The 26,683-nt window shown below is 35.5% G+C and carries 25 protein-coding genes; 17 read left to right on the top strand and 8 right to left on the bottom strand.

Annotated features, from left to right (window positions below):
• Positions 1-23 precede the first annotated feature (23 nt).
• The 3 genes from porM to BUC31_RS01070 all read left to right on the top strand — a co-directional run bounded on the left by porM (position 24) and on the right by BUC31_RS01070 (position 3,678).
• Entirely contained in the window at positions 24-1,583 is a 1,560-nt protein-coding gene (gene porM, locus BUC31_RS01080; protein WP_073240526.1) for a type IX secretion system motor protein PorM/GldM, read from the top strand.
• Between the two features lie 64 nt (positions 1,584-1,647).
• Entirely contained in the window at positions 1,648-2,535 is an 888-nt protein-coding gene (gene porN, locus BUC31_RS01075; protein ID WP_073240525.1) for a type IX secretion system ring subunit PorN/GldN, read from the top strand.
• Between the two features lie 99 nt (positions 2,536-2,634).
• A complete protein-coding gene (locus BUC31_RS01070; RefSeq protein WP_073240524.1) occupies positions 2,635-3,678 on the top strand; it encodes an NAD(P)/FAD-dependent oxidoreductase in 1,044 nt (347 codons plus the stop codon).
• Here BUC31_RS01070 and BUC31_RS01065 read toward each other — a convergent pair.
• Positions 3,668-4,063, bottom strand: a complete 396-nt coding sequence (locus BUC31_RS01065) for a DUF983 domain-containing protein (RefSeq protein WP_073240523.1) — start codon at positions 4,061-4,063, stop codon at positions 3,668-3,670. The genes BUC31_RS01070 and BUC31_RS01065 overlap by 11 nt on opposite strands.
• A gap of 140 nt (positions 4,064-4,203) precedes the next feature.
• Here BUC31_RS01065 and BUC31_RS01060 point away from each other — a divergent pair, with 140 nt between their 5' ends.
• From BUC31_RS01060 to BUC31_RS01025, 8 genes are all read left to right on the top strand, one after another.
• Complete coding sequence (locus BUC31_RS01060) at positions 4,204-6,114, top strand: ABC-F family ATP-binding cassette domain-containing protein (protein WP_073240522.1); 1,911 nt, start codon at positions 4,204-4,206, stop codon at positions 6,112-6,114.
• Between the two features lie 161 nt (positions 6,115-6,275).
• Positions 6,276-7,151 carry a leucine-rich repeat domain-containing protein gene (locus BUC31_RS01055; RefSeq protein WP_073240521.1) on the top strand — a complete coding sequence of 292 codons (876 nt, stop codon included), beginning with the start codon at positions 6,276-6,278 and terminating at the stop codon, positions 7,149-7,151.
• A gap of 211 nt (positions 7,152-7,362) precedes the next feature.
• Entirely contained in the window at positions 7,363-8,247 is an 885-nt protein-coding gene (locus BUC31_RS01050) for a leucine-rich repeat domain-containing protein (RefSeq protein ID WP_073240520.1), read from the top strand.
• 428 nt (positions 8,248-8,675) lie between these two features.
• Positions 8,676-9,806: an efflux RND transporter periplasmic adaptor subunit gene (locus BUC31_RS01045; protein WP_073240519.1), complete on the top strand. Its 1,131-nt coding sequence runs from the start codon at positions 8,676-8,678 to the stop codon at positions 9,804-9,806.
• The gene (locus BUC31_RS01040) at positions 9,806-13,093 is read left to right on the top strand and encodes an efflux RND transporter permease subunit (protein WP_073240518.1); all 3,288 of its coding nucleotides are present in this window, start codon (positions 9,806-9,808) and stop codon (positions 13,091-13,093) included. Before BUC31_RS01045 ends, BUC31_RS01040 begins: the two co-directional genes overlap by 1 nt.
• Positions 13,093-14,454, top strand: a complete 1,362-nt coding sequence (locus BUC31_RS01035) for a TolC family protein (RefSeq protein WP_073240517.1) — start codon at positions 13,093-13,095, stop codon at positions 14,452-14,454. Before BUC31_RS01040 ends, BUC31_RS01035 begins: the two co-directional genes overlap by 1 nt.
• A 57-nt stretch (positions 14,455-14,511) precedes the next feature.
• Positions 14,512-15,180 (top strand): hypothetical protein, encoded by a 669-nt coding sequence (locus tag BUC31_RS01030; RefSeq protein WP_073240516.1) that lies wholly within the window; start codon positions 14,512-14,514, stop codon positions 15,178-15,180.
• A 9-nt stretch (positions 15,181-15,189) separates the two neighbouring features.
• Complete coding sequence (locus tag BUC31_RS01025; protein WP_073240515.1) at positions 15,190-15,372, top strand: CPXCG motif-containing cysteine-rich protein; 183 nt, start codon at positions 15,190-15,192, stop codon at positions 15,370-15,372.
• Here BUC31_RS01025 and BUC31_RS01020 read toward each other — a convergent pair whose 3' ends face one another.
• Positions 15,373-16,053 (bottom strand): head GIN domain-containing protein, encoded by a 681-nt coding sequence (locus BUC31_RS01020; protein ID WP_073240514.1) that lies wholly within the window; start codon positions 16,051-16,053, stop codon positions 15,373-15,375.
• A 261-nt stretch (positions 16,054-16,314) separates the two neighbouring features.
• On the opposite strand from BUC31_RS01020, the gene BUC31_RS01015 reads away from it, so the two are divergent.
• Positions 16,315-18,630, top strand: coding sequence for a glycoside hydrolase family 113 (locus BUC31_RS01015; RefSeq protein WP_073240513.1), 2,316 nt, complete (start codon positions 16,315-16,317; stop codon positions 18,628-18,630).
• A 39-nt stretch (positions 18,631-18,669) separates the two neighbouring features.
• Here BUC31_RS01015 and BUC31_RS01010 read toward each other — a convergent pair whose 3' ends face one another.
• The gene (locus tag BUC31_RS01010; protein WP_073240512.1) at positions 18,670-19,164 is read right to left on the bottom strand and encodes a heme-binding domain-containing protein; all 495 of its coding nucleotides are present in this window, start codon (positions 19,162-19,164) and stop codon (positions 18,670-18,672) included.
• Positions 19,165-19,371: 207 nt separating this feature from the next.
• On the opposite strand from BUC31_RS01010, the gene BUC31_RS01005 reads away from it, so the two are divergent.
• The 3 genes from BUC31_RS01005 (at position 19,372) to BUC31_RS00995 (ending at position 21,669) form a co-directional block, all read left to right on the top strand.
• Positions 19,372-19,755: a hypothetical protein gene (locus tag BUC31_RS01005; RefSeq protein WP_073240511.1), complete on the top strand. Its 384-nt coding sequence runs from the start codon at positions 19,372-19,374 to the stop codon at positions 19,753-19,755.
• Between the two features lie 121 nt (positions 19,756-19,876).
• Positions 19,877-20,911, top strand: coding sequence for a sensor histidine kinase (locus BUC31_RS01000; protein WP_073240510.1), 1,035 nt, complete (start codon positions 19,877-19,879; stop codon positions 20,909-20,911).
• Entirely contained in the window at positions 20,908-21,669 is a 762-nt protein-coding gene (locus BUC31_RS00995; protein ID WP_073240509.1) for a LytR/AlgR family response regulator transcription factor, read from the top strand. The genes BUC31_RS01000 and BUC31_RS00995 overlap by 4 nt, the downstream gene beginning before the upstream one ends.
• Before the next feature lie 28 nt (positions 21,670-21,697).
• On the opposite strand, the gene BUC31_RS00990 is transcribed toward BUC31_RS00995, so the two are convergent.
• Entirely contained in the window at positions 21,698-21,997 is a 300-nt protein-coding gene (locus BUC31_RS00990) for an immunity 53 family protein (RefSeq protein ID WP_073240508.1), read from the bottom strand.
• 284 nt (positions 21,998-22,281) lie between these two features.
• On the opposite strand from BUC31_RS00990, the gene BUC31_RS00985 reads away from it, so the two are divergent.
• On the top strand, positions 22,282-22,476 hold the full coding sequence (locus tag BUC31_RS00985; protein ID WP_073240507.1) for a hypothetical protein: 195 nt from the start codon (positions 22,282-22,284) through the stop codon (positions 22,474-22,476).
• A gap of 126 nt (positions 22,477-22,602) precedes the next feature.
• Here BUC31_RS00985 and BUC31_RS00980 read toward each other — a convergent pair whose 3' ends face one another.
• Positions 22,603-23,844 carry a DUF2130 domain-containing protein gene (locus BUC31_RS00980; RefSeq protein WP_084134921.1) on the bottom strand — a complete coding sequence of 414 codons (1,242 nt, stop codon included), beginning with the start codon at positions 23,842-23,844 and terminating at the stop codon, positions 22,603-22,605.
• Between the two features lie 176 nt (positions 23,845-24,020).
• Here BUC31_RS00980 and BUC31_RS20590 point away from each other — a divergent pair, with 176 nt between their 5' ends.
• A complete protein-coding gene (locus tag BUC31_RS20590) occupies positions 24,021-24,155 on the top strand; it encodes a hypothetical protein (protein WP_262987443.1) in 135 nt (44 codons plus the stop codon).
• 5 nt (positions 24,156-24,160) lie between these two features.
• Here the strand turns inward: BUC31_RS20590 and BUC31_RS00975 are convergent, their stop codons facing one another.
• The 3 genes from BUC31_RS00975 to BUC31_RS00965 form a co-directional block, all read right to left on the bottom strand.
• Positions 24,161-24,697 carry a DinB family protein gene (locus tag BUC31_RS00975; protein WP_073240506.1) on the bottom strand — a complete coding sequence of 179 codons (537 nt, stop codon included), beginning with the start codon at positions 24,695-24,697 and terminating at the stop codon, positions 24,161-24,163.
• A gap of 45 nt (positions 24,698-24,742) precedes the next feature.
• A complete protein-coding gene (locus tag BUC31_RS00970; RefSeq protein ID WP_073240505.1) occupies positions 24,743-25,237 on the bottom strand; it encodes a hypothetical protein in 495 nt (164 codons plus the stop codon).
• A 141-nt stretch (positions 25,238-25,378) separates the two neighbouring features.
• On the bottom strand, positions 25,379-26,620 hold the full coding sequence (locus tag BUC31_RS00965; protein ID WP_084134920.1) for an alginate lyase family protein: 1,242 nt from the start codon (positions 26,618-26,620) through the stop codon (positions 25,379-25,381).
• Positions 26,621-26,683: the final 63 nt, after the last annotated feature.

Genomic DNA, 26,683 nt, shown 5'->3' with positions numbered 1-26,683 from the left:
ATAAAAATCTAAATTAAAAATCCATGGCAGGAGGAAAAAATTCACCACGTCAGAAGATGGTCAATCTAATGTATTTGATCTTCATCGCAATGCTGGCACTAAACATGAGTAAAGAAGTATTAGCCGCATTCGGTATAATGAATGAAAAGCTAGAGACTTCAAATCAAAAGACAACCGCAAGTAACGATGCGTTCTTGGAAAGTCTTGGAACTAAAGCATCTGAAGATGCTGCAAAGTACGATAAGTTATATAAGAATGCTCAGCAGATAAAAGCAATGTCTCAAGAGTATTATGATTACTTAGAAGGACTTAAAACAGGTATGATGGAAGGGATCGAAGATCCTAAAGATTATGCTCGTATGGATATGGCTGATTACTTAGATCAGAAATTATTCCAAGGTGAAACTTTATCAGAAGACGGTAAAAAATTCATGAGTAACTTAACTGGTTATAGAGATCAAGTTGCGGCGATAGTGCCTGCAGCCTTAAAGCAATCTGTTATTGATCGTTTCCAAACAGGAGATGAGAATGGTAAAGTTGAAAAAAGAGACGGTACCAAACAAGATTGGATCAACTATCACTATGAAGGGTATCCTTTAGTAGCATCTTTAGCAAAATTAACTCAGTTACAAGCTGACGTTAAAATAACTGAAGAAGCAGCTTTAAAATCTATGTTAGCAGGTGAGTTGTCTAACCAAGTTTCTTTAAAGAACTTTGCAACATCGCTTTCATCTACTAAATCTGCATACTATGCAGGTGAGAAGTATGATGGTAAGATTATTATCAGCAAAACTGATAACTCTTCTACCCCAATAAAAGCTGAATTGACTTTAGATGGTAGAAAATTAACAGAAGGTTCTGATTATAAATTAGAAGCTGGTGGTGTTAAAATGTTGATTGGTTCTGGTTCTGCTGGTGATCATGAAGTAAAAGGTACTATCTACTTTAAGCAAGACGGTGAAGAAATTCCTGTTGAGGTTAAAAATTCATTCGCAACAATATCTAAGCCTAATGCTGCTTTAATTGCTGCTGATAAAATGAATGTTGTTTATAGAGGTGTTGCTAACCCAATGTCTATCTCTATACCAGGTATACCAAACAATAAGGTAAGAGCATCTGCTCCAGGTCTTAAATCTGTAAGTGGTAGTAAGTATGTAATGACTCCAGGTACTGGAAGAAACGTTACTATTACAGCTTCAGGTACTTTACCAGATGGTCAGTCTGTATCTTCTAAATCTGAATTCAGAATTAAAGATATTCCAAGACCAGAAGGTTCTGTAAGTAAGCAAACAGGTAGTATTAAACTTCCAAAAAGGAATGTTGAGATCGCTACTGTAGGTGCTGGCTTAGAAGATTTCGATTTTGATTTAAACCTTGCAGTAAGCGGATTTAAATTCAAAGTACCAGGTCAACCAACTGTTTCAGTAAGAGGAAACAAAATGAATGCTAAGGCTAAACAAGCTTTATCACGTGCTAAAAGAGGAGATATCGTTCAAATATTTGATATCGAAGCTTATATCACAAACAATAAGAGTTACAAGTTGAAGAAAGTATCTCCAGTAGTTGTGGAGATTACAAACTAAATAAATAGAATGATACCGGGTGAGCCTATTGGTCTTGCCCGGTTAATTTTAAAGTGAAGCAAACATGAATTGGAAAAATGTTTTAGTAATGGGAGCGGTAACAATGTTACCTTTATCAATGATGGCCCAAGCAAATGTATTGAATGCAAAGAAACCAGATGAGGTTGGTATTCGTACAGAAGCACAGAAAGCTGTCGATAACGATGCTCCATTAGAATATGGTTATGTAGATGATAGGGATATCCTTTGGTCTAAAACGTTATGGGAATCCATAGATTTAGATGAGAGAGTTAATTTCCCATTATATTATCCAACAGATACTATGGATATTGGCCCAGATAGAAGGTCTTTATACCACGTTCTAGTTAAAAATTTAAAAAGTGGAAAATTAGAAACTTACACAGATTCTTATTTTACACAAAAAAGAACTTTTGGCGATTTAAAAGATGCCTTGCAAATGGTTGATACTCTTGATTATGGGTATGAGCAAATGAATGCAGGCGAATCTGTTTCAGAAGAATATATTACTCGTAGAACTATTTCTGCAGCTGATATTGAAGAATACCACGTTAAAGGAATATGGTATTTTGATAAGAGACAGGGAGAATTAAAATACCGTCTTTTAGGTATTGCTCCAGTAGCGCCAGATGTAAACTTTATGGATGATGACAATCCAGATATGGTAGAGCTTTTTTGGGTATGGTATCCAGATGCTCGTGAAATGTTGCACGAAGCTAAAGTTTTCAACTCACAGAATTCAGCTCAGCCTATCTCATTTGATATGTTGTTAAATGCAAGAAGATTCGATGCCGTTATTTACAAAGAAGATAACGTACAAGGCGATAGAAAAGTAGATGATTACATTTCTGATAATGCTTTGTTCCAATTATTGGAAGCAAAACGAATTAAAGAAACAATTAGAGATAAGGAACAAGACATGTGGGCTTACTAAGCTTACTGAAAATCCAATTCACATAATAAAGACCCAATCGAAAGATTGGGTCTTTTGTTTTTATATTATGTTTTGTGCAATTGTCATTACATTTGTGCCATGGTAGATTATATGGTAGTAGGACTAGGGTTGGCGGGTGTCGCATTTTGCGAAACTCTACGTAAAAACAACAAAACGTTTGTGGTTTTTAATGATCAATCTCAAACATCTTCTCGTGTGGCAGGCGGTTTGTATAATCCTGTTATCTTAAAGCGATTTACCCTCTCTTGGCGAGCAGATGAGCAGCTACCTATAGCAACTGATTTTTATACGCAATTAGAGAAATTTTTAAATGTTAAGTTTGATGAAAAGCTCAATGTTCTGCGAAAATTTGCATCTATAGAAGAGCAAAACCTTTGGTTTGAAGCTGCCGATAAAGAAAAACTAAAGCCATATCTAGATTCAAAATTGGTAAGTAATGAGAATGCCTCGCTCAAAGCACAGCATCAATTTGGAAAAGTATTGGAAACAGGTAAGTTAAATACCAAATTGCTTTTTAATAGCTACGCGAACTGGCTAAAAAAAGAAAACAAGTTATTTTCAGATACATTTGATTATAATCAACTTAAAATTGAGCAAGAAGCTGTTGGTTATCAAGATATAAAAGCAAAGAACATAGTCTTTACTGAAGGTTATGGTATGATGCAGAATCCGTATTTCAACCATTTACCAATGCAAGGGTCAAAAGGTGAATACATTGTCATAAAGGCTAAAGAATTAAAAGAAATTCAAATAATTAAATCATCCATATTTTTAATTCCACTTGGCGATGATTTGTACAAAGTTGGAGCAACGTATAATAGAGATCAGAAAGACAATTTAACAACTTTAGAGGCTAAAAATGAGCTTACCAATAAATTAGATAGCCTATTAGGTTGCGCTTATGAGATAGTTGACCACGAAGCAGGTATGCGCCCTACAGTACAAGATAGAAGACCTTTGGTGGGTAGGCATCCAAAGTATAACAACTTATGGCTGTTAAATGGTTTTGGGTCTCATGGTATAACCATCGCACCTTGGGCGGCTAAATCTCTTTACGAGCGTATAGAACATCAAATTCCTTTATTGGAAGAAATGAATATAGAGCGTTTTGCTACGAATTAAGACTTTTTGAGGTAGCGTTAGCATCATACTTGATGAATATATTGATCCATATATTACGAGATACCCTCATTATTACCGGCATAAATACAATAAGGGTAATAATTATAGCAATAAACGCTTCTATCAAGCCAGCGCCTAGAAAAAGATAGGCGATAACAAATGCCGCCACGGCAAAGGCAATACCTACTCCATAACTCACATACATAGCCCCGTAAAAAAACGAAGGTTCTATTTTATATTTTAAATCACAATGGCTACATTTTTCATGCATTTTAAAGATTTTACCCATATGGTACGGGTTTTTGTCCAAATACATACTTTCTTCATGACATCTAGGGCAACTTCCTGTTAAAATACTGTAGAGTTTGTTTCCTTTTTTTAACATTTGCAAAACTTTACACTAAGGTACGATTTTGAGGTATTTTTAATGCCTGATATATATCATTGAAAAGAAAAATTTAACTTAAAAGTTTCTATGGTAAAATAGATTTTGCTTTTAAGAAAAAACTAGAATAATTAGAATTTATGTTAAACGTTCACAACCTATCAGTCTCTTTTGGAGGAGAATATTTATTTGAAGAAATATCATTTCGCTTAAATGGAGGAAATAGAGCAGGGCTAGTAGGTAAAAACGGCGCAGGTAAGTCAACCTTGTTGAAATTGCTTAACAAGGATATGGCTTTAGATACCGGTGTTATTGCAATAGAAAAAGATATTAAAATTGGTTTTCTTAGACAAGATATAGATTTTGTAGAAGGTCGATCAGTTTTAGAAGAGGCATACCAGGCTTTTGAAGAGATAAAAGCTTTAGAGCTGAAGTTAGATGAGATTAATCATCAATTAGCAGAACGAACCGATTATGAATCTGATATATACAGTCAGTTAATTGTAGATCTAAGTGATATTACCCACCACTATGAAATTTTAGGGGGTTATAATTACCAAGGCGAGACAGAAAAAATACTACAAGGTTTAGGTTTTAGAAGAGAAGATTTTGATAAGAAGACCGAAACCTTTTCTGGTGGTTGGCGTATGCGTATAGAGCTTGCAAAATTATTATTGCAAACTAATGATGTCTTGTTATTAGATGAGCCTACCAACCACTTGGATATTGAATCTATTATATGGTTTGAGCAATTTTTGAACAGTTATACCGGTGCGGTGGTTATTGTATCTCACGATAAAATGTTCTTGGATAATGTTACCAACAGAACTATTGAAATTTCGTTAGGTCGTATTTATGATTATAATAAACCGTATACCGAATACCTGGTATTGAGAAATGAGATAAAGCAGCAGCAGGTAAACGCTCAAAAGAACCAAGAAAAAGAAATTCAACAAGCAGAAAGATTAATTGAAAAGTTTAGGGCGAAATCGACCAAAGCTTCAATGGCGCAATCTTTAATTAAGAAATTAGACAAAATAGAGCGTATAGAGGTCGATGAAGATGATAATAGTGTAATGAGTCTTCGTTTTCCAATTTCTGTTACTCCTGGTAAAGTGGTTGTAGAGATAGAAAACCTATCAAAAGCTTATGGTGATAATTTAGTATTGAACGATATCAACCTGCTTATTGAGCGCGATAGTAAAACTGCCTTTGTTGGGCAGAACGGACAAGGAAAATCTACTCTGGCAAAAATCATTGTAGGTGAGCTTGAACATGACGGTCACCTAAAACTGGGGCATAATGTACAGATAGGGTATTTTGCTCAAAACCAGGCGGAGTATCTTGATGGTAATAAGACCATTTTAGATACGATGATCGATGCAGCGAACGAAAAGAATAGAAGTAAGGTAAGAGATATTTTAGGTTCATTTTTGTTTAGAGGTGATGAAGTAGATAAGTATGTAAAAGTACTATCGGGTGGTGAGCGTAACCGTTTAGCTTTAGCAAAAATGTTATTGCAGCCTTTTAATGTATTGGTGATGGATGAGCCTACCAACCACTTAGATATTAAATCAAAGAATGTACTTAAGCAAGCATGTATGAACTTTGAAGGTACTTTGATATTGGTTTCTCACGATAGAGATTTTCTACAAGGTCTTACCAATAAGGTATATGAATTTAAAGATCAAAAAATTAGGGAATATTTAGGTGATGTAGATTTTTACCTAGAACAACGTAAAGTAGAAAACTTTAGAGCTATTGAGAAGAAGTCGGCAGTTGTTGTAGAAAAGACAAAATCTAAACCATCAAATTCATTTCAAGATCAGAAGAAACTAAAAAGTTTAAAAAATCAGTTAAGCTCAGTAGAGAGTAAGATTGGTTCGCTTGAAAAAGAGATTAAAGATATCGACCATAAGCTGTTGGTAGACTACGATACCACTATTGCCAAGCCTGACTTTTTCGAAGGTTACCAAGCGAAAAAGAAAAAATTGGAAACACTAATGCAGAACTGGGAAACTCTTACAATTGATATTGATGAGTTAATTTAGTCCTACATATACTGACATACAGTTTTTGGGGTTTCACAACATATTCTTCTACTTTCACAACAAAGAGGGGTCAATGAACGATAAAATTTCAGTTTTCGACGTTATTAGTTCAAATTTGTAGGATAATTCTTAGTATACAGAATTTATCAAACCACCATCTTATGAAAAAATTATACTATTTAAGTTTCAGTCTATTATTTCTGACAACTGTTTGTTTTGCGGAAGTCTCTCAAAAGGAGAAGAAAGCGTTAATTGATATTTATGAAACCGCCAATGGTACTCATTGGGTAAAAAAATGGGATTTAAAGACTCCTGTTTCTCAGTGGCACGGTATTACGGTAGAAAATGATAAAGTAGTAGAAATTAATTTATTCCATAATAATCTTATGGGCGCAATTTCTTCGCAAATAGGAAATTTAGAAAACCTTAAAGTATTAAATCTTGCATTCAATTCATTAACAGGTTCTTTACCTGCAGAAATAGCAAACCTATCTAATTTAAAAGTTTTAAAATTAGAGATGAATAGGCTTAATGGTGAATTGCCAGAAGGTATTGGTAGTTTAATACAATTAGAAGAGCTTTCAGCTTTCAATAATTTTTTCACAGGTGAAATTCCAGCTACGTTAGGTAACCTTACGGCTTTAAAAGTACTGAACCTTTCAAGTAATGAGTTTTATGGTGACATACCTAATTCGTTAGGTGCACTATCTCAATTAGAAACTTTAGGGCTATTTGAAAATAGATTAGAAGGTGCTATACCAAGAGATATGGGTAAGTTAAGCAAGTTGAAAGAATTGGTTTTGGCAAATAATAGATTTATAGGTGATATACCTAGTGAGTTTGCTGATTTGGCAAGTTTAGAAGTATTTCAAATTCAGAATAATAATTTCAGTTCTTTTAAAGCTTTAGAGTTTTTAGAAACGAAAGAGTATTTGGTTTTTGATTATGATAAAGATGATAGAAAATTAGAGTTTAAAGATATCAACTTCAGTAAAACCAGAATGGCAGATACGAAGTTTGAAGATATAGAAGAGTAAGAGTAGTTTACACTTTTAGTTAGTTTGGTGAAAGAAAGAGATGTTGAACAGCATCTCTTTCTTGTTTTTATGCATTATTACCAGCTATGTATCATAAATGTATTTTTTGCACGTTATAATAAAAGTACTTTTTACACTAACTCAATTAATATCAGTATAGTTGTGTAAATGGTATGTGTAAAGTTTCCCCAAACAATATAATTTTTTCAGTATGAAAAATGTTCTAACCAATACCTGCTTAATTCTTTTGCTGACCTGCAGCTTTGTGGTCAACGCACAAATACCTAAAAGCGAAAAACAATACCTCTTAGATCTTAATAAAAGTACCATTGGTAATCAATGGCAAAATAAATGGGATGTGAAAGCAGACCCGTCAACCTGGTACGGTATAGAGATCAATGATGGTCACGTAACAGCATTAAAGCTATATCGTAATAATCTTACAGGAACTATTCCTGAAGGAATTTCGGCCCTATCTCATTTACAGACATTAAATCTTGCATTTAATGTAATCGAAGGTAGTTTGCCAGAAGATATATTTAAATTAGAAAAGTTGACATCTATGCGTTTAGAGATGAATAAACTAACAGGTAGTTTACCTCAAGATTATTCAAAAATGACGCAGTTAGAAGAGCTGTCAATGTTCAATAATTTATTACAAGGTGCAATTCCTAATGGTATTGGAGAGCTATCAAGTTTAAAATCTTTAAACCTCTCAAGTAACTATTTAGAGGGAAGCCTACCTAAGTCAATTGAAAAATTAAGTAAGTTAGAAAGGTTAGAGCTTTTCGGTAATAAACTTGCAGGTGCTATAGAAGTAGATCTAGGGCGTTTGGTAAATTTAAAAGAATTGATTCTTTCATATAACCAGTTTGAAGGTGATTTGCCAACGGGTATGGCAACCTTAAGTAATTTAGAGTTTGTACAATTACAGGGTAACGATTTTAGATCTTTAAATTCACTGTTAAGAATGCAAAGTTCTAAACTCGCAGTTTTTGATAGTGACGATGAATTTTTAAATATGAAATTTGGAACAACAGAAGCTAGTAGAACCCGTATTGTAGACACAAAATACGAAGATGTAAAGCGAAACTAAAGAAGTTGAAATATAAATTAAAAGGGATGCAAAAGCATCCCTTTTTTTGTTTCTAATAATCTTAGATAGCTACAGTTTTATGATTACTTTAACCATTAAGGCTTTCATTGCCAGAAGTGTTTTTTCGTAGTTTCGCCGATGATTAATTGATTTCCAAAAGTTTCTGGTTAAAGTCTATTTAAAATTGCGGTTCAATTTTAACAATACTTTGATTGTTTAAAGACATGAAGAGCAAAATTTAAGACGTTAGTATTGATATTTTATGGAAATAAAGTTCAGGAAGAGTAATTGAGAATTGAGCTGAAATAGTGTCAAAGTCGTTTCACTTCGAAATTTGGTCGTTTCATTTCATTAGCAAAAATCTAACCGATATTAAAAAGTATTTTTGACTCTGTGTTTTTTAAAATACGCTTATAAATTATAATAAAATGCGAAAAATTATTTTTACCGTTCTAGGTATTTTACTAGTTGTAGTATCCTTTTTTCTAGCAGGAGCTATTATTGATAGTAAGAAAACTTTCAAGCCGAAATCTGAGAAAGTAGTGAAAACTGTTTTTACAGAGGTAGTAAAAAATGGCACGGTACCAATTGTAGTATCTGCAAATGGTAATCTGACGGCTAAGCAACGTGTAGAGTTATATGCTGAGGTGCAGGGTGTATTTAAAAAAGGTAGTAAGCTATTTAAAGAAGGGCAAGCTTTTCGTAAAGGTGAGACCATCATAAGTATCGATGCAAATGAATATGCAGCAAGTGTACAGTCTGCAAAGAGTAATCTTTTCAATCAATTAACGGCAGTAATGCCCGATTTACGATTAGACTATCCAGATATATATTCTAAGTGGCAAGATTACCTTTCAAATTTCGATATGTCTAAAACCACTCCACCGCTTCCAGAATTGGCTACGGAGAAAGAAAAGTTTTTCATATCAGGTAGAGGTATTTTAACCAGCTTTTATAATGTTAAAAATTTAGAGCAACGGTTATCTAAATACCGTATAGTGGCTCCGTTCTCAGGGATTCTTACAGAGACTTTGGTAACAGAGGGTACTTTAGTTAGATCAGGTCAGAAATTAGGAGAATTCATTAACACTGAAGTTTACGAACTTGAAGTTGCTATTAGCAAGCGCTATACCGATCTATTAAAAGTAGGGGAGTCTGTTGAACTTACCAACTTAGATGATAATAGTACATATAAAGGCAAGGTGACTAGAATTAGTGGTAGTATTGATCAGCTTACCCAAACGGTAAATGCATATATAGAAGTTGACGATAAGAATTTAAGAGAAGGTATGTATCTAGAGGCAGATTTAGATGCTAAGAAAGAAGAAAATGCTATTCAGGTAGATAGAGGGTTGTTGTTGGAAGGTAACAAGATATTTATTGTACGCGACTCGGTACTTGATAAGATAGATGTTAACCCTGTTTATTTTTCAGATAAGAGTGTGGTGCTTAAAGACGTACCTGATGGCATTACAATAGTGTCTAAGCCTATTAGTGGAGCCTTTACAGGTATGGCTGTAAAAATTTACTCAGAACAACCAGAAAATATAAAAGAATAATGCGTAAACTGATAGAATATTTTATTCGGTATCATGTTGCCGTTAATGTTGTAGTTATCTCTTTTGCTTTATTTGGTATTGTAGGAGCAAAAGCATTGAAGTCTTCTTACTTTCCGTTGACGGATTCTAAGAATATTGCAATCACCATTACATACCCTGGTGCATCGCCACAAGAGGTAGAAGAAGGTATTGTTCTAAAAATCGAAGATAACTTAAAAGGACTTGAAGGTGTTGATCGTGTAACTTCTACTTCTAGGGAGAACAGTGGTACTATAAATGTAGAAATCGAAAAAGGAGAGAATATCGATTTCATGCTTTTAGAGGTGAAGAATGCAGTAGATAGAGTACCTACTTTTCCAACAGGTATGGAGCCTTTAATTGTTTCTATTCTAGAGACTGTTCGTCAAACCATTTCATTTGCTATTAGTGGCGAAGATATTCCATTAGCAACCCTTAAAAGTGTAGGTAGAGATATTGAAAATGACCTTAGGGCAATGGAGGGAATTTCGCAAATAGCAATATCTGGTTTCCCTGATGAAGAAATTGAAATTGCCGTAAATGAAAATGATCTTTTGGCCTATGGTTTATCGTTTTCTGAAGTAGCAAGTTCAGTAGCAAATGCGAATATTCTAGTAACGGGTGGTAATATTAAAACTGATGCAGAGGAATATTTAATACGTGCCAATAACCGTTCTTACTATGGTAGTGAGCTAGGTAATCTTGTAGTTCGTGCAGATCAATCTGGTAATGTTATTCGTTTAAAAGATGTAGCTGTAGTAAGAGATCGTTTTGCAGAAAGTCCTAATGCAACATTTTTCAATGGTAACTTATCGGTAAGTACAACTATTACAAGTACTAATAATGAAGATTTAATAGCAGCTGCAGATCAGGTAAATGAATATGTTGTTGAGTTCAATCAAAAATATAACAACATTAAGTTAGATGTTGTTTCCGATCAATCAGTAACGCTAAATCAAAGAACACAGTTATTAACTGAGAATGCCATCATGGGTATGGTCTTGGTATTAATATTTTTATCTCTTTTCTTAAATACAAGATTAGCGTTCTGGGTTGCCTTTGGTCTACCGGTTGCATTCTTGGGAATGTTTGTTTTTGCGGGTTTCTTTGATGTGACCATCAATGTACTTTCATTGTTTGGTATGATTATCGTTATTGGTATTCTGGTAGATGATGGTATTGTTATTGCTGAAAACATCTATCAGCATTATGAAAAAGGGAAATCTCCTGTGCAAGCAGCTGTAGATGGTACAATGGAAGTTTTGCCTCCTATTATTTCTGCAATTATTACAACAATTTTAGCCTTTTCAATTTTCTTGTTTTTAGATAGTAGAATTGGTGAGTTTTTTAGTGAAGTATCGGTTATTGTTATTTTGACATTAGTTGTGTCGTTAGTTGAGGCATTGGTTATTTTACCTGCTCACTTGGCTCATTCTAAAGCATTGCAACCAATAGATAATAAACCAAAAAGCGGTTTGGCAAATGCATTTGCTAAACTTAGGGTGATTAATGAGTTTGGTGATAAGTTAATGGTATGGATGCGTGATACATTGTATACACCAGTTCTGCGTTTTTCAATGAATCATAAAATATTCATGTTCGCCGTATTTGCATCAGCCTTCATTTTAACATTAGGTTCAGTTGGTGGAGGTATTATTAGAACGGCTTTCTTTCCAAGAATTGCTAGTGATAGGGTAGGCATAGAATTAGAGATGCCAAACGGTACCAATGAGAAAATTACAGACTCTATTATCTCATTGATAGAAGAGAAGGCTTTGATTGTCAATAAAGAATTGACAGAGGAGTATATGGTTAATTCTGATAAAGATGTTTTTGAGAATGTAATCAAAAGATTAGGTCCGGGATCATCATCAGCGGTATTGACTATTAACTTATTGCCAGGTGAAGAAAGACCAAATGAAATTTCTGCAGATTTGGTCACCAGTAGATTAGAAGAACTTGTTGGTCCGGTTGTGGGAGTAGAAAGTCTTATTTATGGTTCTGGTGGAAACTTTGGTGGCTCACCGGTTTCAGTATCTTTATTGGGTAATAATATAGAACAACTAAAAGCGGCTAAAGCAGAGTTAAAAGGAATTTTGACAAAAAACCCAAGGTTAAAGGATATTTCAGATAATGATCCGGCGGGTATTAAAGAGATTCGATTAACCTTAAAGGAGAATGCCTATTTATTAGGGTTAGATCTTCAAACGTTAATGACTCAAGTTCGTGCTGGTTTCTTTGGTGTACAGGCGCAACGTTTTCAGCGTTCTCAAGATGAGATTAGGGTTTGGGTTCGTTACGATAGGGATGAGAGATCGTCAATCTCCAATTTAGATGATATGCGAATTGTAACTCCTTCAGGTGATCGTGTGCCATTGAGTGAGATTGCAGATTATACTATTGAACGTGGCGATGTTGCTATCAATCGTTTAGAAGGTAGACGAGAAATTCAGATTTCTGCCGATATGAAAGATGTAAAGGATAGTCCTACGGAAATCATGACCGAAATTCAGAATGTGCACATGCCAGAGATACAATCTAAATATCCAACGGTAAGCGCATCATATGAAGGTCAGAATAGAGAGTTAGAGAAATTAACAGGCTCTTTAAAGTTGGTTGGTTTTACGGTAATATTATTAATCTACATTACCATCGCATTTACATTTAGAAGTTTCAGTCAGCCATTAATGTTATTGTTATTAGTACCATTTAGCTTTACTGCAGTGGCATGGGGTCACTGGATTCATGATTTCCCAATAAACGTACTTTCTATATTAGGAATTATCGCATTAATAGGTATTATGGTGAATGATGGTTTGGTGCTTATAGGTAAGTTCAATTCAAATTTACGAGAAGGTATGTCCTTTGATAATGCAATATTTGAAGCAGGTAAATCTAGATTTAGAGCAATTTTCTTAACATCGATAACGACTATAGCAGGTTTAGCTCCTTTAATGTTAGAGACGAGTAGACAAGCACAGTTTTTGAAGCCAATGGCTATTTCTATCGCCTATGGTATTGGTATCGCTACGGTACTTACCTTATTGATGTTGCCATTGTTCTTATCGTTTAGTAACAACTTAAAAGCACAGAATCTTTCTTTTGCTTCGGGTCATAAGATTACGAAAGAAGAAGTAGAAAGAGCGATTAAAGAACGAAAAGAAGCTGTTCATTTAGAAGGTCATTCACAAGAAGCAATTGAAGGCAATGAGCATCAAGAGCAAATAGAAGGTGGTTCACACCCATATAAGAATATAGATAAGTTATAATGAGATTAAAATTCATCATATTATTAGTGTTTCTCCCAGTTTGTGTAGTTTTTGCACAAGAGAAAACACTTTCAAAAGAAGAGGCGGTTGTAAAAGCTTTGGAAAATAATTTCGGAATTGAGATTGCGAAAAGCCAAGTTGATATTGCGGAGAATAACGCCAGTATTCTTAATTCAGGATATTTACCAACGTTAACAGGTACTGCTGGTGCCACGTATAATACCAATGACACTACTACTGAATTTCCAGGTCAATTGAATGATGATGGTAGTGCTCGTGACAATATAGAGGTTAATGATGCTGAAAGTCAACGCTATAATGCCGCGCTAAATCTTAATTATACATTGTTCGATGGTTTAGGTAGGTTTTATAATTACAAAAGGTTAAAGGAGCAGTACAATTTAAGTACGTTACAAGCGCGTGAGACTATAGAGAATACGATTATTCAAATGTTTACGGTATATTTTGAAATCGCCAGATTAACCGAAAATAAAAATGTACAGAAACAGGCATTAGAAATTTCAACAGATAGAATTCAACGTTCAGAATATTCTTTTGAGTACGGTCAAAATACCAAGTTAGATATATTGAATGCTCAGGTAGATATGACCAATGATAGTATTAATCTGTTGAATACGGAACAGCAGTTGGCGAATGCAAAGCGAGATTTAAATGTGGTATTGAACCAAAATTTAGGTTCGCAATATGCAGTAGATACGACCATTGTGTTTTTACCTAAGTTTCAGATTATAGAGTTTATGGATCAGGCGGTGACAAATAACGTTGCTATGCTACAGACCGAATCTAATTTAACTATTAACGATTATGATATTAAGGTGAGCAAATCTGGGTATTTGCCAACTCTAAATCTAACAGGTTCTTATGGTTGGAACAGAAACCAGAATGCACCATCTGCTTTCTTAACAGGGGCTGTTTTTCCAGGTACAAATTCTATTGCGGGTAGTGTATCTTTAGGTGCAAGTCTTACTTGGAATCTTTTTGATGGTGGTAGCACAACGGTAAGTGTTAAGAATGCAAAGATTACATATGCTAATCAAGAATTGTTGCGCAAGCAGGTAGAACTAGAGGTGAATAGAGATATGCAGAATGCTTTGGCATTGTATGAGAATCTTTTGAAAATATATCAAATTCAAGAGCAAAACGTATTTACAAACCAAAACAATTTTGAACGTTCAAAAGAGCAATTTCAATTGGGGAGTATTACATCGATCGAGTTTAGACAGGCACAGATCAATTTGTTGAATGCACAGACCAATAAGAATTTGGCGAAGTACGATGCAAAGTTGGCAGAGCTTCAATTATTGCAACTTACGGGGCAGTTATTGAATATAGAATTGTAAGAAGTAGGTCTTGAAGTTTTTAATCTCGATTGTCGAGTAAATTAATTAGGGAATAACATGTATAGCGATAGAACAAATAGCGAGCTTATAGAGATTCTGGATCAACATTCATTACTCACTTTTGAAGCGCAGTTAAATTTACAAGATGAGTTGCAGAAACGCGCTATTGTTGTAGATATTAGTGGTTTAGAAACTACCATTGCCAATAAACTAGCTCAAATAAATAATCTAGAGTATCTAAAAGATTTCGGATTTCAGGCTAACAAAACAGCAGATGGCTTAACGGTGACCAGAACTACCAAAGCATTGCTTAATGATGTGCTTGCTGTTATCGTTGGTCTACTAGTATTCTTGTTAGGTATTTATGGCTGTATTAATTTGGTGTATACTTTTATAAATGGTGATGAATTAGATGTTTTTACCCTGGCTTATAAATTTGCCATGGCAGGTCTAATTTTTATTGGAATTAGCTTTTTCAGCGGATTACAACGCTTGTTTGATTTCTACGGATTTGAATTACGTAAGCTTAACGGATTGGTAACGTTAAAAAAGCGTTTTGATGTGAAGTTAGAGGAAATCAATGTAAATCCTTCAGACATTCATTTAGATAGCGATCATGATTTACTTTCGTTAAAATTGGGTCACGATACTATATTTACTTCTAATGGTGGTAATTTAATACAGAGCCTTACTTTAAAAGAGCTGGCAAAAGAATTGAAAGCATAAATTATAATTATGTTCGAGCATTATTTTCAATGTCCGTATTGTTGGGAAGAAGTTTCTATGCTTCTAGACCCATCTATTTCACAACAGACATATGTAGAAGATTGCGAGGTATGTTGTAACCCGATAGAGGTTACTCCGCAGTTTCAAGAAAACGAGCTTGTAGGTTTTGATGTTCAGAGTATAGAACAATAGCTATTCGGGTATGGCGATTTTGCCACCGAAAGTATCATCTTTATCCACAGATTTTGGATTACCGTACACGGTAATTGACCCACCCGCTTTTACTTTTGCAATAACAGCTTCACTAGCATAAACTTCGGCGCTACCACCAGACAGCACAATTACAGTACTCCTTTTGGTCTTTAGACCTTTATTAAAAAGTCTACCTCCGGTATTGATCATCACTTCTTGATTACGACTAGTACCAGATAATTTTATTTCACTACCACTTATGCTTTTTGCAGAAACATTATTGTAAGCAATATTTAAGGTGATGGTACTGGCATCTTGCGCTTCAATAGCCAGGTCGTTACCAATGACTAATCCTGTAGAAATAATACGAGAGTTCTTATTTGCATCAATAACAGAAAGTGCATCGGTATAGAAAAGTTTAATGTTTAAGATGGAGTTCAGTACAGATTCTCCAGAGCACATTTTCAATCGTAAACGACCGTCATTTTCGGTTATGCTCAAATCTTTTTTATTCTCGGCAGATATTTCAATTTTATTCTCTTCGCCCTTTACAAGTGTAACACTAATTCTATCATACACACGTAGCTCTGTATATTTCTCTAGAGGAACAGTTGCGATGCCTTGAGCAACAGCGTTTAAAGTTGAAAAGAAGATACAAGCAAAAAGTAGAATTGATTTCATGTAGTGTTGCCTATTTGGTAGTACAAAGTTAAGATACAAATGGGTTCGTTTCACAACGGCTATTGTTTCAAAACCTTTTTTGCTTAAAATGTCAGTTCGAGTGTTTTTGAAAGGAGCGTAGCGAATTTTAAAAATATATCGAGAACAGGTTTGGAACACGCTACCACACAAACCCCTTTTTAAAAGTTAAATAACGCCATTTGTAGATTTAGGTTTTGCAGTTTTGCTATCTTAAACAATAGTTTGCTCATTGTTGCATTTATGAAAAAGAAATATCTCTTTGTTGTGTTATTTGTTGTTGTCGGTATTGTTGGCTTTGCCGGTACAGAATACTTCCCTACAGCTGAAAATGAGAGAATACCCAAGACCATAGATTCTGTGGCTACACGTAGAGATCTTCGTAGAAGCTTCTTTGATAAAAGAGAGATTTTAGTGGTCTATGGTGCAAAAGATTCAGCATTGCAACAGCAGTATAAAAATATGCTTCATGAGCTTTCTATAAAGGAGGTTTCCAAATCTTGGCGCAGTGTAAAGGTCAGTTACCAAAATGTTGCTGAGGTAAGCGAACAATCATTGAGCAATAATATTGTTTTTTTGGTAGGTGCCATAGATGAGAATCCGCTGATAAAAAAATATATGGGTGATACGCCTTTTCAGGTTTCACACTCAGAAATTAAAATAGGGTCAAAAGAAGTACCCAATAACAATTCTATATTGGGAGTCTGTTTTTATCCGAATCCTACGGATCCTAAAATTCCTTTTAGTTTTTTAACTGGAACAGATGCAGAAGAAGTATTTTCATTATTTGCAGAAAAAGTAGCTGAACGAGGTCAATCGTTCTACCGTCAGAATTTAGAATATGAGGTATATGAGAATAAAGAGCGATTGGTCATGGGAGATTTTAATACCAATTGGGGTATTGAAGGTTCTACATTTTTCAATTTTGCCACGGGTACCAGAGTTCTATTGGATACAGATGAGTTTAAATTTATAGACCACCAAAAAGCTATTGAATTAGTAGATGTTGCTAGTTGGCAAGCAAAGGTTAAGGCATCAAAAGCAACCATTGTAGATTTTGTAGGTGGTAATAATACACCAAAAATCACCTATAATTTTTATACCTGTACAGAAGAAAAAGGCTTGATGACGGGCAATACTGACCACTCTACTTTTGATACGGTTACAAATTCTGTACATACTATTGTCAATAAAATCTATGCCAATAATAACATTGGTAGAGATAATGCCTTGTTATTGCATAACCTTATTGGTAAGAGCGATAAGGATATAATCACATTAGGTCTACCCATTTATTTTACAGAAACCTGGCAAATGAAAGGCTACCAATATTGGTCGGCAAGGTTAGTAGAATCTGAGAATACGTTTACGGTGACTGAGCTGTTAGACAATTCTTTTATGGAGATGGAATCATCACTTATTAGAGATTGTATGGCAGGGGCATTTACCAATTTTCTAATTAGCACTTGGGGGAAAGATACGTACCTAAAACGTTACAAAAATGCATCACTCTCTGAACGAGAAATAAAAAGTCTAGAGGTAAAGTGGCAGAATTATTTAAGGGGATTACCAAAACAACATCCGAAGAAAAAAACGGAAAAGAAAAAATTACCCTACTTAAAAGGTTTCAATTTTGCACATGAGGGCTATAGTATTTACAACGGCTATGGTTCTCAAAAAGCCACGGAATCTCTATTGAAGCAAAAGAACATGGGCAGTAATGCTATGGCGATTGTACCATATACGGGGATTAATGATATAAATACACCAACGCCACTTCATTTTAGTAATAATGCGGGTAGTGAAAATGATGACGCCGTAGTACACGCGGTGGCGATGGCGAGTGATATGGGCATGTATACCTTGTTGAAACCTCAAATATATGTGGGCGGTAGCTGGCCAGGTGGCATAGATATGCCTACCGATGCACATTGGGATAAGTTTCATGATTACTATTACCGGTGGATTCGTCACTATGCCTTTTTAGCAGAAATTCATGAGATGGATGCCTTATGCATAGGTGTGGAGTTTACCAAAGCGACATTGTCACAACCCGATGCTTGGCGTGAGATGATCAAAAAAACGCGGGCATTATATTCTGGGCAACTGACCTATGCCGCCAATTGGGGAGCTGAATTTGAAAAAATTGAGTTTTGGGACGATTTAGACTTCATAGGTTTAAACTCTTATTATCCATTGAGTAAAAAAGACAATCCTACTAATGAAGAATTAAGACTGCAGTTCGATACGGTAAAGACAAAGATTAAAAAGGTCTATGATCGCTTTAAAAAACCCATCGTATTTACAGAAATAGGCTTTAGAAGTGTTGACACCCCGTGGAAGAATCCGCATGCAGAGGCAGACGATACCATTAACGAAGAAGCACAGCGTAGATCTTACGAAATCATCTTTGAAGGCATACAAGATGAACCTTGGTGCCAAGGTATATTGTGGTGGAAATTCCCTAGCTTCATCGAATACCGTGGCGAGCAAAACAGCGCTTTTACACCCAACAATAAATTGGCAGAAGAAACGGTGCGCGATTGGTTTACAAAGTAAATAAAACCTTTATGGGATAACCATGGCTTAAAAGTTATACTAGTCTCTTTTTGGGAACGCCAAACTATCTGCTGGGTACGTTTCTTTTAAGTAGCTCATTTGCGAGTTTGCCCAATCTATAATTTTCTGGCGTTGTGCATCTGTCAGGTCAGCTTCTTGGTGAAGACCAAAATAAGTATAGGATGGTAATGGCATTTCTTTTTCTTCTACCATCTCTATAGTTTCCTCTAACTTATGGTTTTGTACAAAAAGTGGTTTGTTCGTAAATTCAGAAAAATTCAAATGCTTCTTTCCATCGGTTACGTGTTCGTCCAGAAACCATGCAATTGGCTGTACATTTGAATACCAAGGATATTCAGTAGTGTTACTATGGCAATCATAGCAAGATACCTGCAAAATATTCTCTACATCATTTGGTATACTGTATTTGGTTTCTATAGCAAATGTTTCATCACCAGAAACATTTTTATCCGGTCGTATAAATTGAATGACAATTAGAATAATGACGATGGCAATTCCTGCTTTTTTCCACATGATGATATTGATTTAAGATTCCATTTATTACTATTAAAATTAAACATTTTTATGGGTACATCCGCTTCATTGTCAATCTATTAAAAATTCAGAATAGTCTAAGGCCGCTTTAGATGGTAAAATAGACGGTTGGGGTACTTATCCCATTTTACAGCAGTAATCCGCAATACCTTTGGGGTATAGAAAACAATTCTAAAAACTTATATAATGAAACATATTAAAATAGTATCTGCAGTAATCATACTTGCCGTCACCTTTATCTCCTTTAAAGGAGTGCATAAACATAAAGAAACAGAGAAGGCAGAAATCACTGCGATTTTCGATGATTGCATCATTGATTTAGAAGCACAACTAGAAGCATCTTTAAAGATGGATCAATTGGGTGCCAGTGAAATTCAAGTTGTAGAGATTAATGAAGAAATAGATTTAGGTTTTGATGCCTTTGAATATTTGCCACTAGATTTTAATGCATACGCAGGTAATAATTTAACGGAGCAAGATTTTGAAATATTTGAAAAAGAAGAAATAGTAGATTTAGGTTTTGACACAGCGGCATATTTGCCAACAGAGTTCAATGCTTATTCACTTTAAAAGGTTAGTGTAGTTTAAATTAAGTTGGTCTTTGCTTAGGTAAAGACCAACTTTTCATGCATTACGGTTGAAAAGGTTTATTAGGGTATATTTGAGAAATACCGATTAGAAAAGAAGTTACATGGCATTAACAAAAGTTAAACAAGGAGAGGTAGTTAAAACCGCCCTTTTATTAGGTATTCTGGTATCATTGCCAAAAACCATTTATTTATACAATGGTATTATGGAGGGAAACTTAGATTTCTCCATGTCTTGGGTAACAGATTTTCTATACCGTTATCTATTCTTTTATTGTTTTTCCTGGTTGGTCATTCAACTAAATGCCAACATTGATTATGACGGATTTAAATGGTCTCCAATTCTTAAATGGATTGTAATATTAATCATTAATGTGGTGTTGCTTTTTGCTGTTATAAAAGTGATTAAAGCATTTTATCCACTAATAAACGGTAGGGATCTAAAACCGAATGAAGAGGGCTGGATCAATTTTACGTTTATCAACCTATCTATTGTACTATTTTTTATTGCCCGGTTACTTCGTGTAAGTACAGATAAGCAAGAAAGTAGAATAGAGAACGAGCAATTAAAGCAGCAAAATTTGGAGAATGAATTGGCAGCTTTAAAAAATCAGATCGATCCACACTTTTTATTCAATTCCTTAAATTCCTTATCATCGTTAATTCGTGAAAATGAAAAGGCAACTCAATTTGTAAATAAACTCTCGTACATGTACCGTTATATTTTACAAAGCGGAGAGACTAATTTGGTACCGGTAAAAGACGAGTTAAAATTTTTGCGTAGCTATATATTTTTAATGGAGACCCGTTATAGAGACCGCATACAAATAGAAGTGGATGTTGCAGATGATTTTTTGGATCGTATGGTTCCGCCATTGGCATTGCAATCACTGGTAGAAAATTCGGTAAAGCATAATGAGATTTCCTCTACCAACCCGTTAACGGTAAAAGTATATTCTAACGGAGAGTCGTTATTTGTAGAAAACCCTATTCGTAGCCGTAGCACATTGGCAGAAGGTATGGGAACCGGACTCTATAATCTTAAAAAGCGGTATTCTCTTTTGTTGAAAAAAGAACTGATCGTAAGTAACGATAATGAAATATTTAAAGTAGAACTCCCTTTAAACCAACCGGCATGAAAGTAATTATTGTAGAAGATGAACTTGCTGCTAGTGATAACCTGTCGTATCTATTAACTAAAATAGATCCAGATATAGAGGTAATTCAAATTCTAGATACGGTAAAAGCAACCGTTGATTATTTTTCCAAGCCGCATGATGGGGTTTTGGTGTTTATGGACATTCATTTGGCAGACGGTATCTCCTTTGAGATTTTTGATCAAGTAGATATTACTATTCCGATCATATTCACCACCGCTTATGATCAATATGCGTTAAAGGCATTTAAGGTAAATAGCATCGATTATTTATTGAAACCAATAGATAAAGAAGAATTGTCTGATGCGCTAGATCGGTTTAATGCCCTAAACCAACAAAAGGGTATTGATGAGCAACAAATGCAAAGTTTAATGCAACTAATCCAGCATAAACCTACACATTTTAAGCAGACATTTTTAGTAGGATTGGGCGACCAATTATTACCGATTAAAACTGAGGATATTGCTTATTTCTTTATAGATACCGGTCTTGTAAAAGCGGTAACGGTACAAGATCGGTCATATGTGCTCGATATTAAATTAGAAGATATAGAAGAGGCTTTGGATCCTGAAGTGTTCTATAGGGCAAACAGACAGTTTATTGTTAGGCGAGAAGCTATTACCGCCATTAAATTCCATTTTAATAGTAAGTTGTTGGTAGATGTTCACCCTGTGTGTAGTGAACGAATTGTGGTAAGCAAGGCAAAAGCGTCGGAATTTAAAAATTGGGTAGGCTCTTAATCAACCGTTACCAGAAAAGAAACCTGCGCTACTGATTTTCAATTTTATCGATCATCTCTTTAAAAAGGTTCAATAAAAATTTGAGTTTATCGGGGTCACCTGCGGCGGTAAATTTTTGGTCCGCAATTTTAACCCCGTACCAATCTTGTTTACTGGTTTCATTAAGGATCCAATCTAGCTCCATACTAGCTATAGAAGTGTTCGATATATCAATTTCCACTTCCCACCCCGGTCTATCTAATGTGTTTATTTGAATAGCATCACTACTTTCCCAATCGCCATCACAATTATCCTTAAACCAATCTTGTATCCAATCTAAAATATCCATATTGTATGCGTAAGTGAACCTAAGTTTTGTTTGTGTAATTTGCTAATATAGGTTTTTAGAGGGATTGAAAATTTATTTCAACGTATGCTGTAACAAATATGTTCAATAAGCTACCAATTAGTAGTTGCTATATATAACTCCCATTATGATGAAAAAATTAAAGACTTCATATTATTGGCACATGGTTATATTTTTGATTATGAACTTATTAGCGTTCGGGTATTTTTTTGAGTTGGGCGAGACATTTGGAACGGCATTAGCAAAAACACATTAAATCATCTACTATGAAATTCTTAAAATATTTTTTACTTACTATTGGCGTTTTAGGCTTGGTTGCTACTATTTTAAATGTTTTTTATTTTAAAGATGCTTCAAGTAGTAATATTTACAGTGCCGCAGGATGTATTTACCTAATTTGGATATCATTCAAAGTCGAAAAAATGATTGCTCAGCTAAATTCAAAAACAAGGAGCACATAGGGTAACGTGTATTTCGCAATGCGCCAAACGCATCACGCAAAATAAAAAGCGCGCAGCGCAAAACCATTAATTCAATAGCAAACTAGCTCACTAACAAACTATTTCACTAACCCACTATCTCACTAATTACTCGTCTATCTCCGCATCCGGTAATTCTAAAATGGTACTTGTAGATAACGCATTACCTGCAATGCCTTTAATAGAACCGAATAGCACGTTGATGTTTTCTTGAACGCCCCAAATTTGTTTCTCACGAACCGCAAAATTCTTGAATGCCGCTTTCTTCTCGTAGTTCAGTTGCTTAATCATAGAATCGTAGTTCTCTATAATTCTATTAATGTTCTGTACAAACTCGTTACTGGTAAGGTAAGAATATAGCAGCTCCATCTTATCACCTTTATTTTCATCCGAAGATTTAATAGATTGGGTTTTAAGCAGCAACTCACGTAATACCAGCGATACACTTTTAACCTCGTTAAATCCGCAGATCCACACACCGTTTTTCTCTCCAAAGCGATCCATATCTGGCGGAAAAGTTTCGGTTACGATCACGGCAATATCTGCCTTACAGTTAATTTGATCTTGCTTTAATTTATTGATCCAGTCGTTACTAAAGTTCTTGGTACGCTTACTCTCATAAACAATAGAACCACAGGTTTGCTGTAGCGAGTTAATAACCGTTTGTACGCAATCTGCACCACGTACACCTTTGCCTACCTCATCTATATCATCAAAAGGGTAGGTAGCACGTAACAGCTCTTCTAAAGCCAATTCTTGCACCTCGCCCTGCATTTGCATAGAACCTTGCTCTGCCTTGCGCTTCATTTCATCAATAAGCTTCTTTTGGTCGTCTAGTTGCTTTTGGTATTCCTTCTCCTTAAGCGCCATAGATTCGCGTTCTTTGGCCTTGGCTTTTTCTTCAATTTCGGTCTGCTTTTCCAGCAATTCTTTTTGCACGTTCAGCTTTAGATCCTCCGCTTTTTCTTTAAGCTCGTTCTCCCGTTTCAGTAAATCTATTTCTTGCGAACGTAATGCCCTGTTTTCCTCTTTCTTTTTCTCGTTCTCTTCTTGTAGCGCTTTTAACTTTTGCTCAAAAGATTCGTTGGTCTGCTGTTGTATTTTTTCAGATTCTTTGGCAAGGCGTTGTGCTAGCTTTTCTTTAAAAAGCTCGTTTTCTTTCTCTTTTTTCTTCTCGAATTCTTCAACTTCTAGCGCAAGTTTATTACGCTCCTTATTAAAGATTTCTGCCTGTTCTGCTACCTTACGCTCGTACTCAGCCTTAAAATGTGCTTGCATTTTACCGGACAACGCCTCTTCAACATCAAACTCATGCGCACAATTGGGACACTTAATTTTATCTACCATCATTTATAACATACCAAATTCAACTATAAAAATACAGAACCCTTACCAAGCCTACAATATTTGATCGCACTCTTATGAAATGAAAATATATAAATGCGCTAGTATTTTGATTTACTGACAATTGTCATATGATGCCTTGCAACTTCAATCTATTTTTGTTGCTCTAAAATGACCGACCTATGATTTCACAGATGATACCCCTTGTTAATTGGAGCTATGGCGTAATTCTTATTGCCAGTTTTGCAGTAGTATGTTTAGGGCTAGTACTTGTTGTTCTAAATTTAATGAAGAACGATAAGAAAAAGCAAGAGTAAGGTTTTTATTGATACAACACATATCTAGGCGGCACTAGCCCATTTAATCGCATAGATACCAGCATTTGTGCTCTGTGGTGGGTAATATGGTCTGCCAATAGCATATAAATTTGGCGCTTACTTCTGGTAGATCCAAAATAGTCTAGTTCAATATCTAATTCTGCAGGTTTAACATCTTGTAAAAGCGCAATGGCTTCGGTAAACGTTTGGTCTATACGTGCCATCATTTCTGCTTTTGTTTTGTTGGCAGGTTTAAAAATGGTGTCCGTTTGGTACACGCGTGCTTCTCGGTCTCCTATGAGCGACTGGCTGTGCCAATCTAGCGCATACCCAATATGCATTAGGTTCTCTGAAAAACTCAAAGACTCATCTGTTGCTTTATACCCATACTTTTCTTCAGGCATCATATCGGCTACCAGTAACAAGTACTTACGGGAGTTTTCTAATCGCTCTATGGAGTCTTCAATAAATTTATCTTGTTGGGCGAAAAGACAAGTTGTTGTAAATAGGAGGAAGGTAATAAGTGTGATTGTTTTATTCATGATGATTGATGATGAGATGATTAGCAATTAAATTTAATTCTTTTATTACTGTTTACACCCATTAACTCTTTCATCTTGTGTTAATGTCCAAATATTGATGACTTTTTGCTTTAGTTTATTTTCGGCAGTAGGTGTCACCAATTCCACTTCAACAATACTTTCGGTTGAGAATTTGTATTTAGCGGATTCTATTAAATACCCATTTACATAAATACTATTGTTCGCATTTAAACCAAAAAAGGTGTTTAGCTCAGCTTGAGTTTTAGAGGCTATTTTTTTCTTTAAAGTCACTGAAGCAATACCGTTTTCACTCAGATTGTAAAAGTCATGGGTTTCGCGGTTAGGTTTATCTTTTATCACTGCTATTTCTTCAATATCTTCCTTTGAAGTGATGATATTTCTATTGGCGATGATATGCTCGTCAATCAATAGCATTGGGCAGTTAATTTTTGCTGCTAGAGGGAGTTTTTTGAAACTGTCTTGGGCATAAGCGCCTAAAAAGAATAGGGTAGATACTAAGAGGATAAGGTTACTTTTCATAACAATTTTTGATTGAGATGCTCCATTAATGTACTCTATTATTGGAATGCGACTACTCGTTAAGCCAATTCACTGTATACGCTCTGTAATTTATAATATCCAGAAAATGGAGGCCGCCTATTTTTTTAGAACAAGCAAGTTTTACCAGCCTTCTGGTAGAGGATCTAATAACTGCACAATAGGCGATGGCATGGAATCTCCCGGAAGCTTTTGTAGAATAGTGGCAAATTCACGCTCCTGAAATCCAAGTGCCGCATTCCAATATAACTCGTTGGCTCTTCCAGTACGCAGCGGTCTAATTTGATTGCCTGGCCATTCTTCTTTACCGAGAATAAAGGGCGTAATGTAATCTATGGCAAGCCGTATACTTCTTCCTTCAGTGCTACGATAGGTAAATAAATCAACATCAAGATGAAGACCAAGTCGGGCAACACCTACTAGTGCACGTGCACCGTAAATACTATAGCTTAATGCATTTGTACGAATAAGTTCCTGCGGTTGGCGACCATCTATAAAGACCTGTCCAAAAATACGTGCGGGCATGAGCTCAAGATAAGTGCGTGCAATCTCGGGTTTTTCACCATAGAGCGAAAAGAGAATAAGATGCTGATTATACCAAGCTCCATGGTTGTTGGGCTGCATAGCTTCTTCAATACCTTCCGGACTTTCCACCATCCAGGTAGCTAATTCACCAAACCAGTTACGTAGGTCGGTTTTGTCTTTAGCTGTCCAGCCAGAAAAGTCTTCTAGCAGGATAGCACAATCCACAACCCAATCCATACGATTAGATTCTAGTATGCCACCACTACTGTTGTAATCGTGACCACGGCGCTTTTGACCATAGCGAAAATTAGGGTTCATCTTGGTTTCAGGATCTAGATACCAAGCACGAATTTGCTGCACGGCACGTTCGGCATATTTTTCTTCGCCCGTGAAATACCAAGCAGGAACAAGAGAAGTTACCGCCTTGCTCATGGCTTCTAGCCTAGAGACATCAGAAGTGCGGCGATCAGGGTTTGTAACTCCGTCACGCCAAATGTAAGGACCATCAGGGTTTTCAGCATCTGGCCACCAATAAGGGCTATAGCTAAAGTAATCGTGCGGGTCGCCGCTCGGTGGCAAGGCACCTTCTGCTACTACATTTACAATGGGTTGCTCAAGCGCGGCATCGGCTTCTGCAACGATATTTTTCAAAGCTGCCACCAAATCAGTTTTGCCTGCCGCAAGTTCTTTTTTTATTCTTGGGAGCTGATCACCTTGACCCAGTAATAAAGATGGTGTGGTATTAGTTTCAATGTCTTGGGCGAAAGTGAAAGCTGTACTTAGCATCAATACCAATGACAGAGAAAGGAAGTGGAGCCGTTGCTTTAGCAGAGTATTCATGATGTAATTTTTTATGGCAAGTTTGAAATGAAAAATGCGGCCTACAATCTAATTAAATTTTAT

The organism is Maribacter aquivivus, assembly GCF_900142175.1.
In the GTDB taxonomy this organism is placed as follows: Bacteria; Bacteroidota; Bacteroidia; order Flavobacteriales; family Flavobacteriaceae; genus Maribacter; species Maribacter aquivivus.
This window is presented reverse-complemented; position numbering and strand designations above follow the sequence as displayed.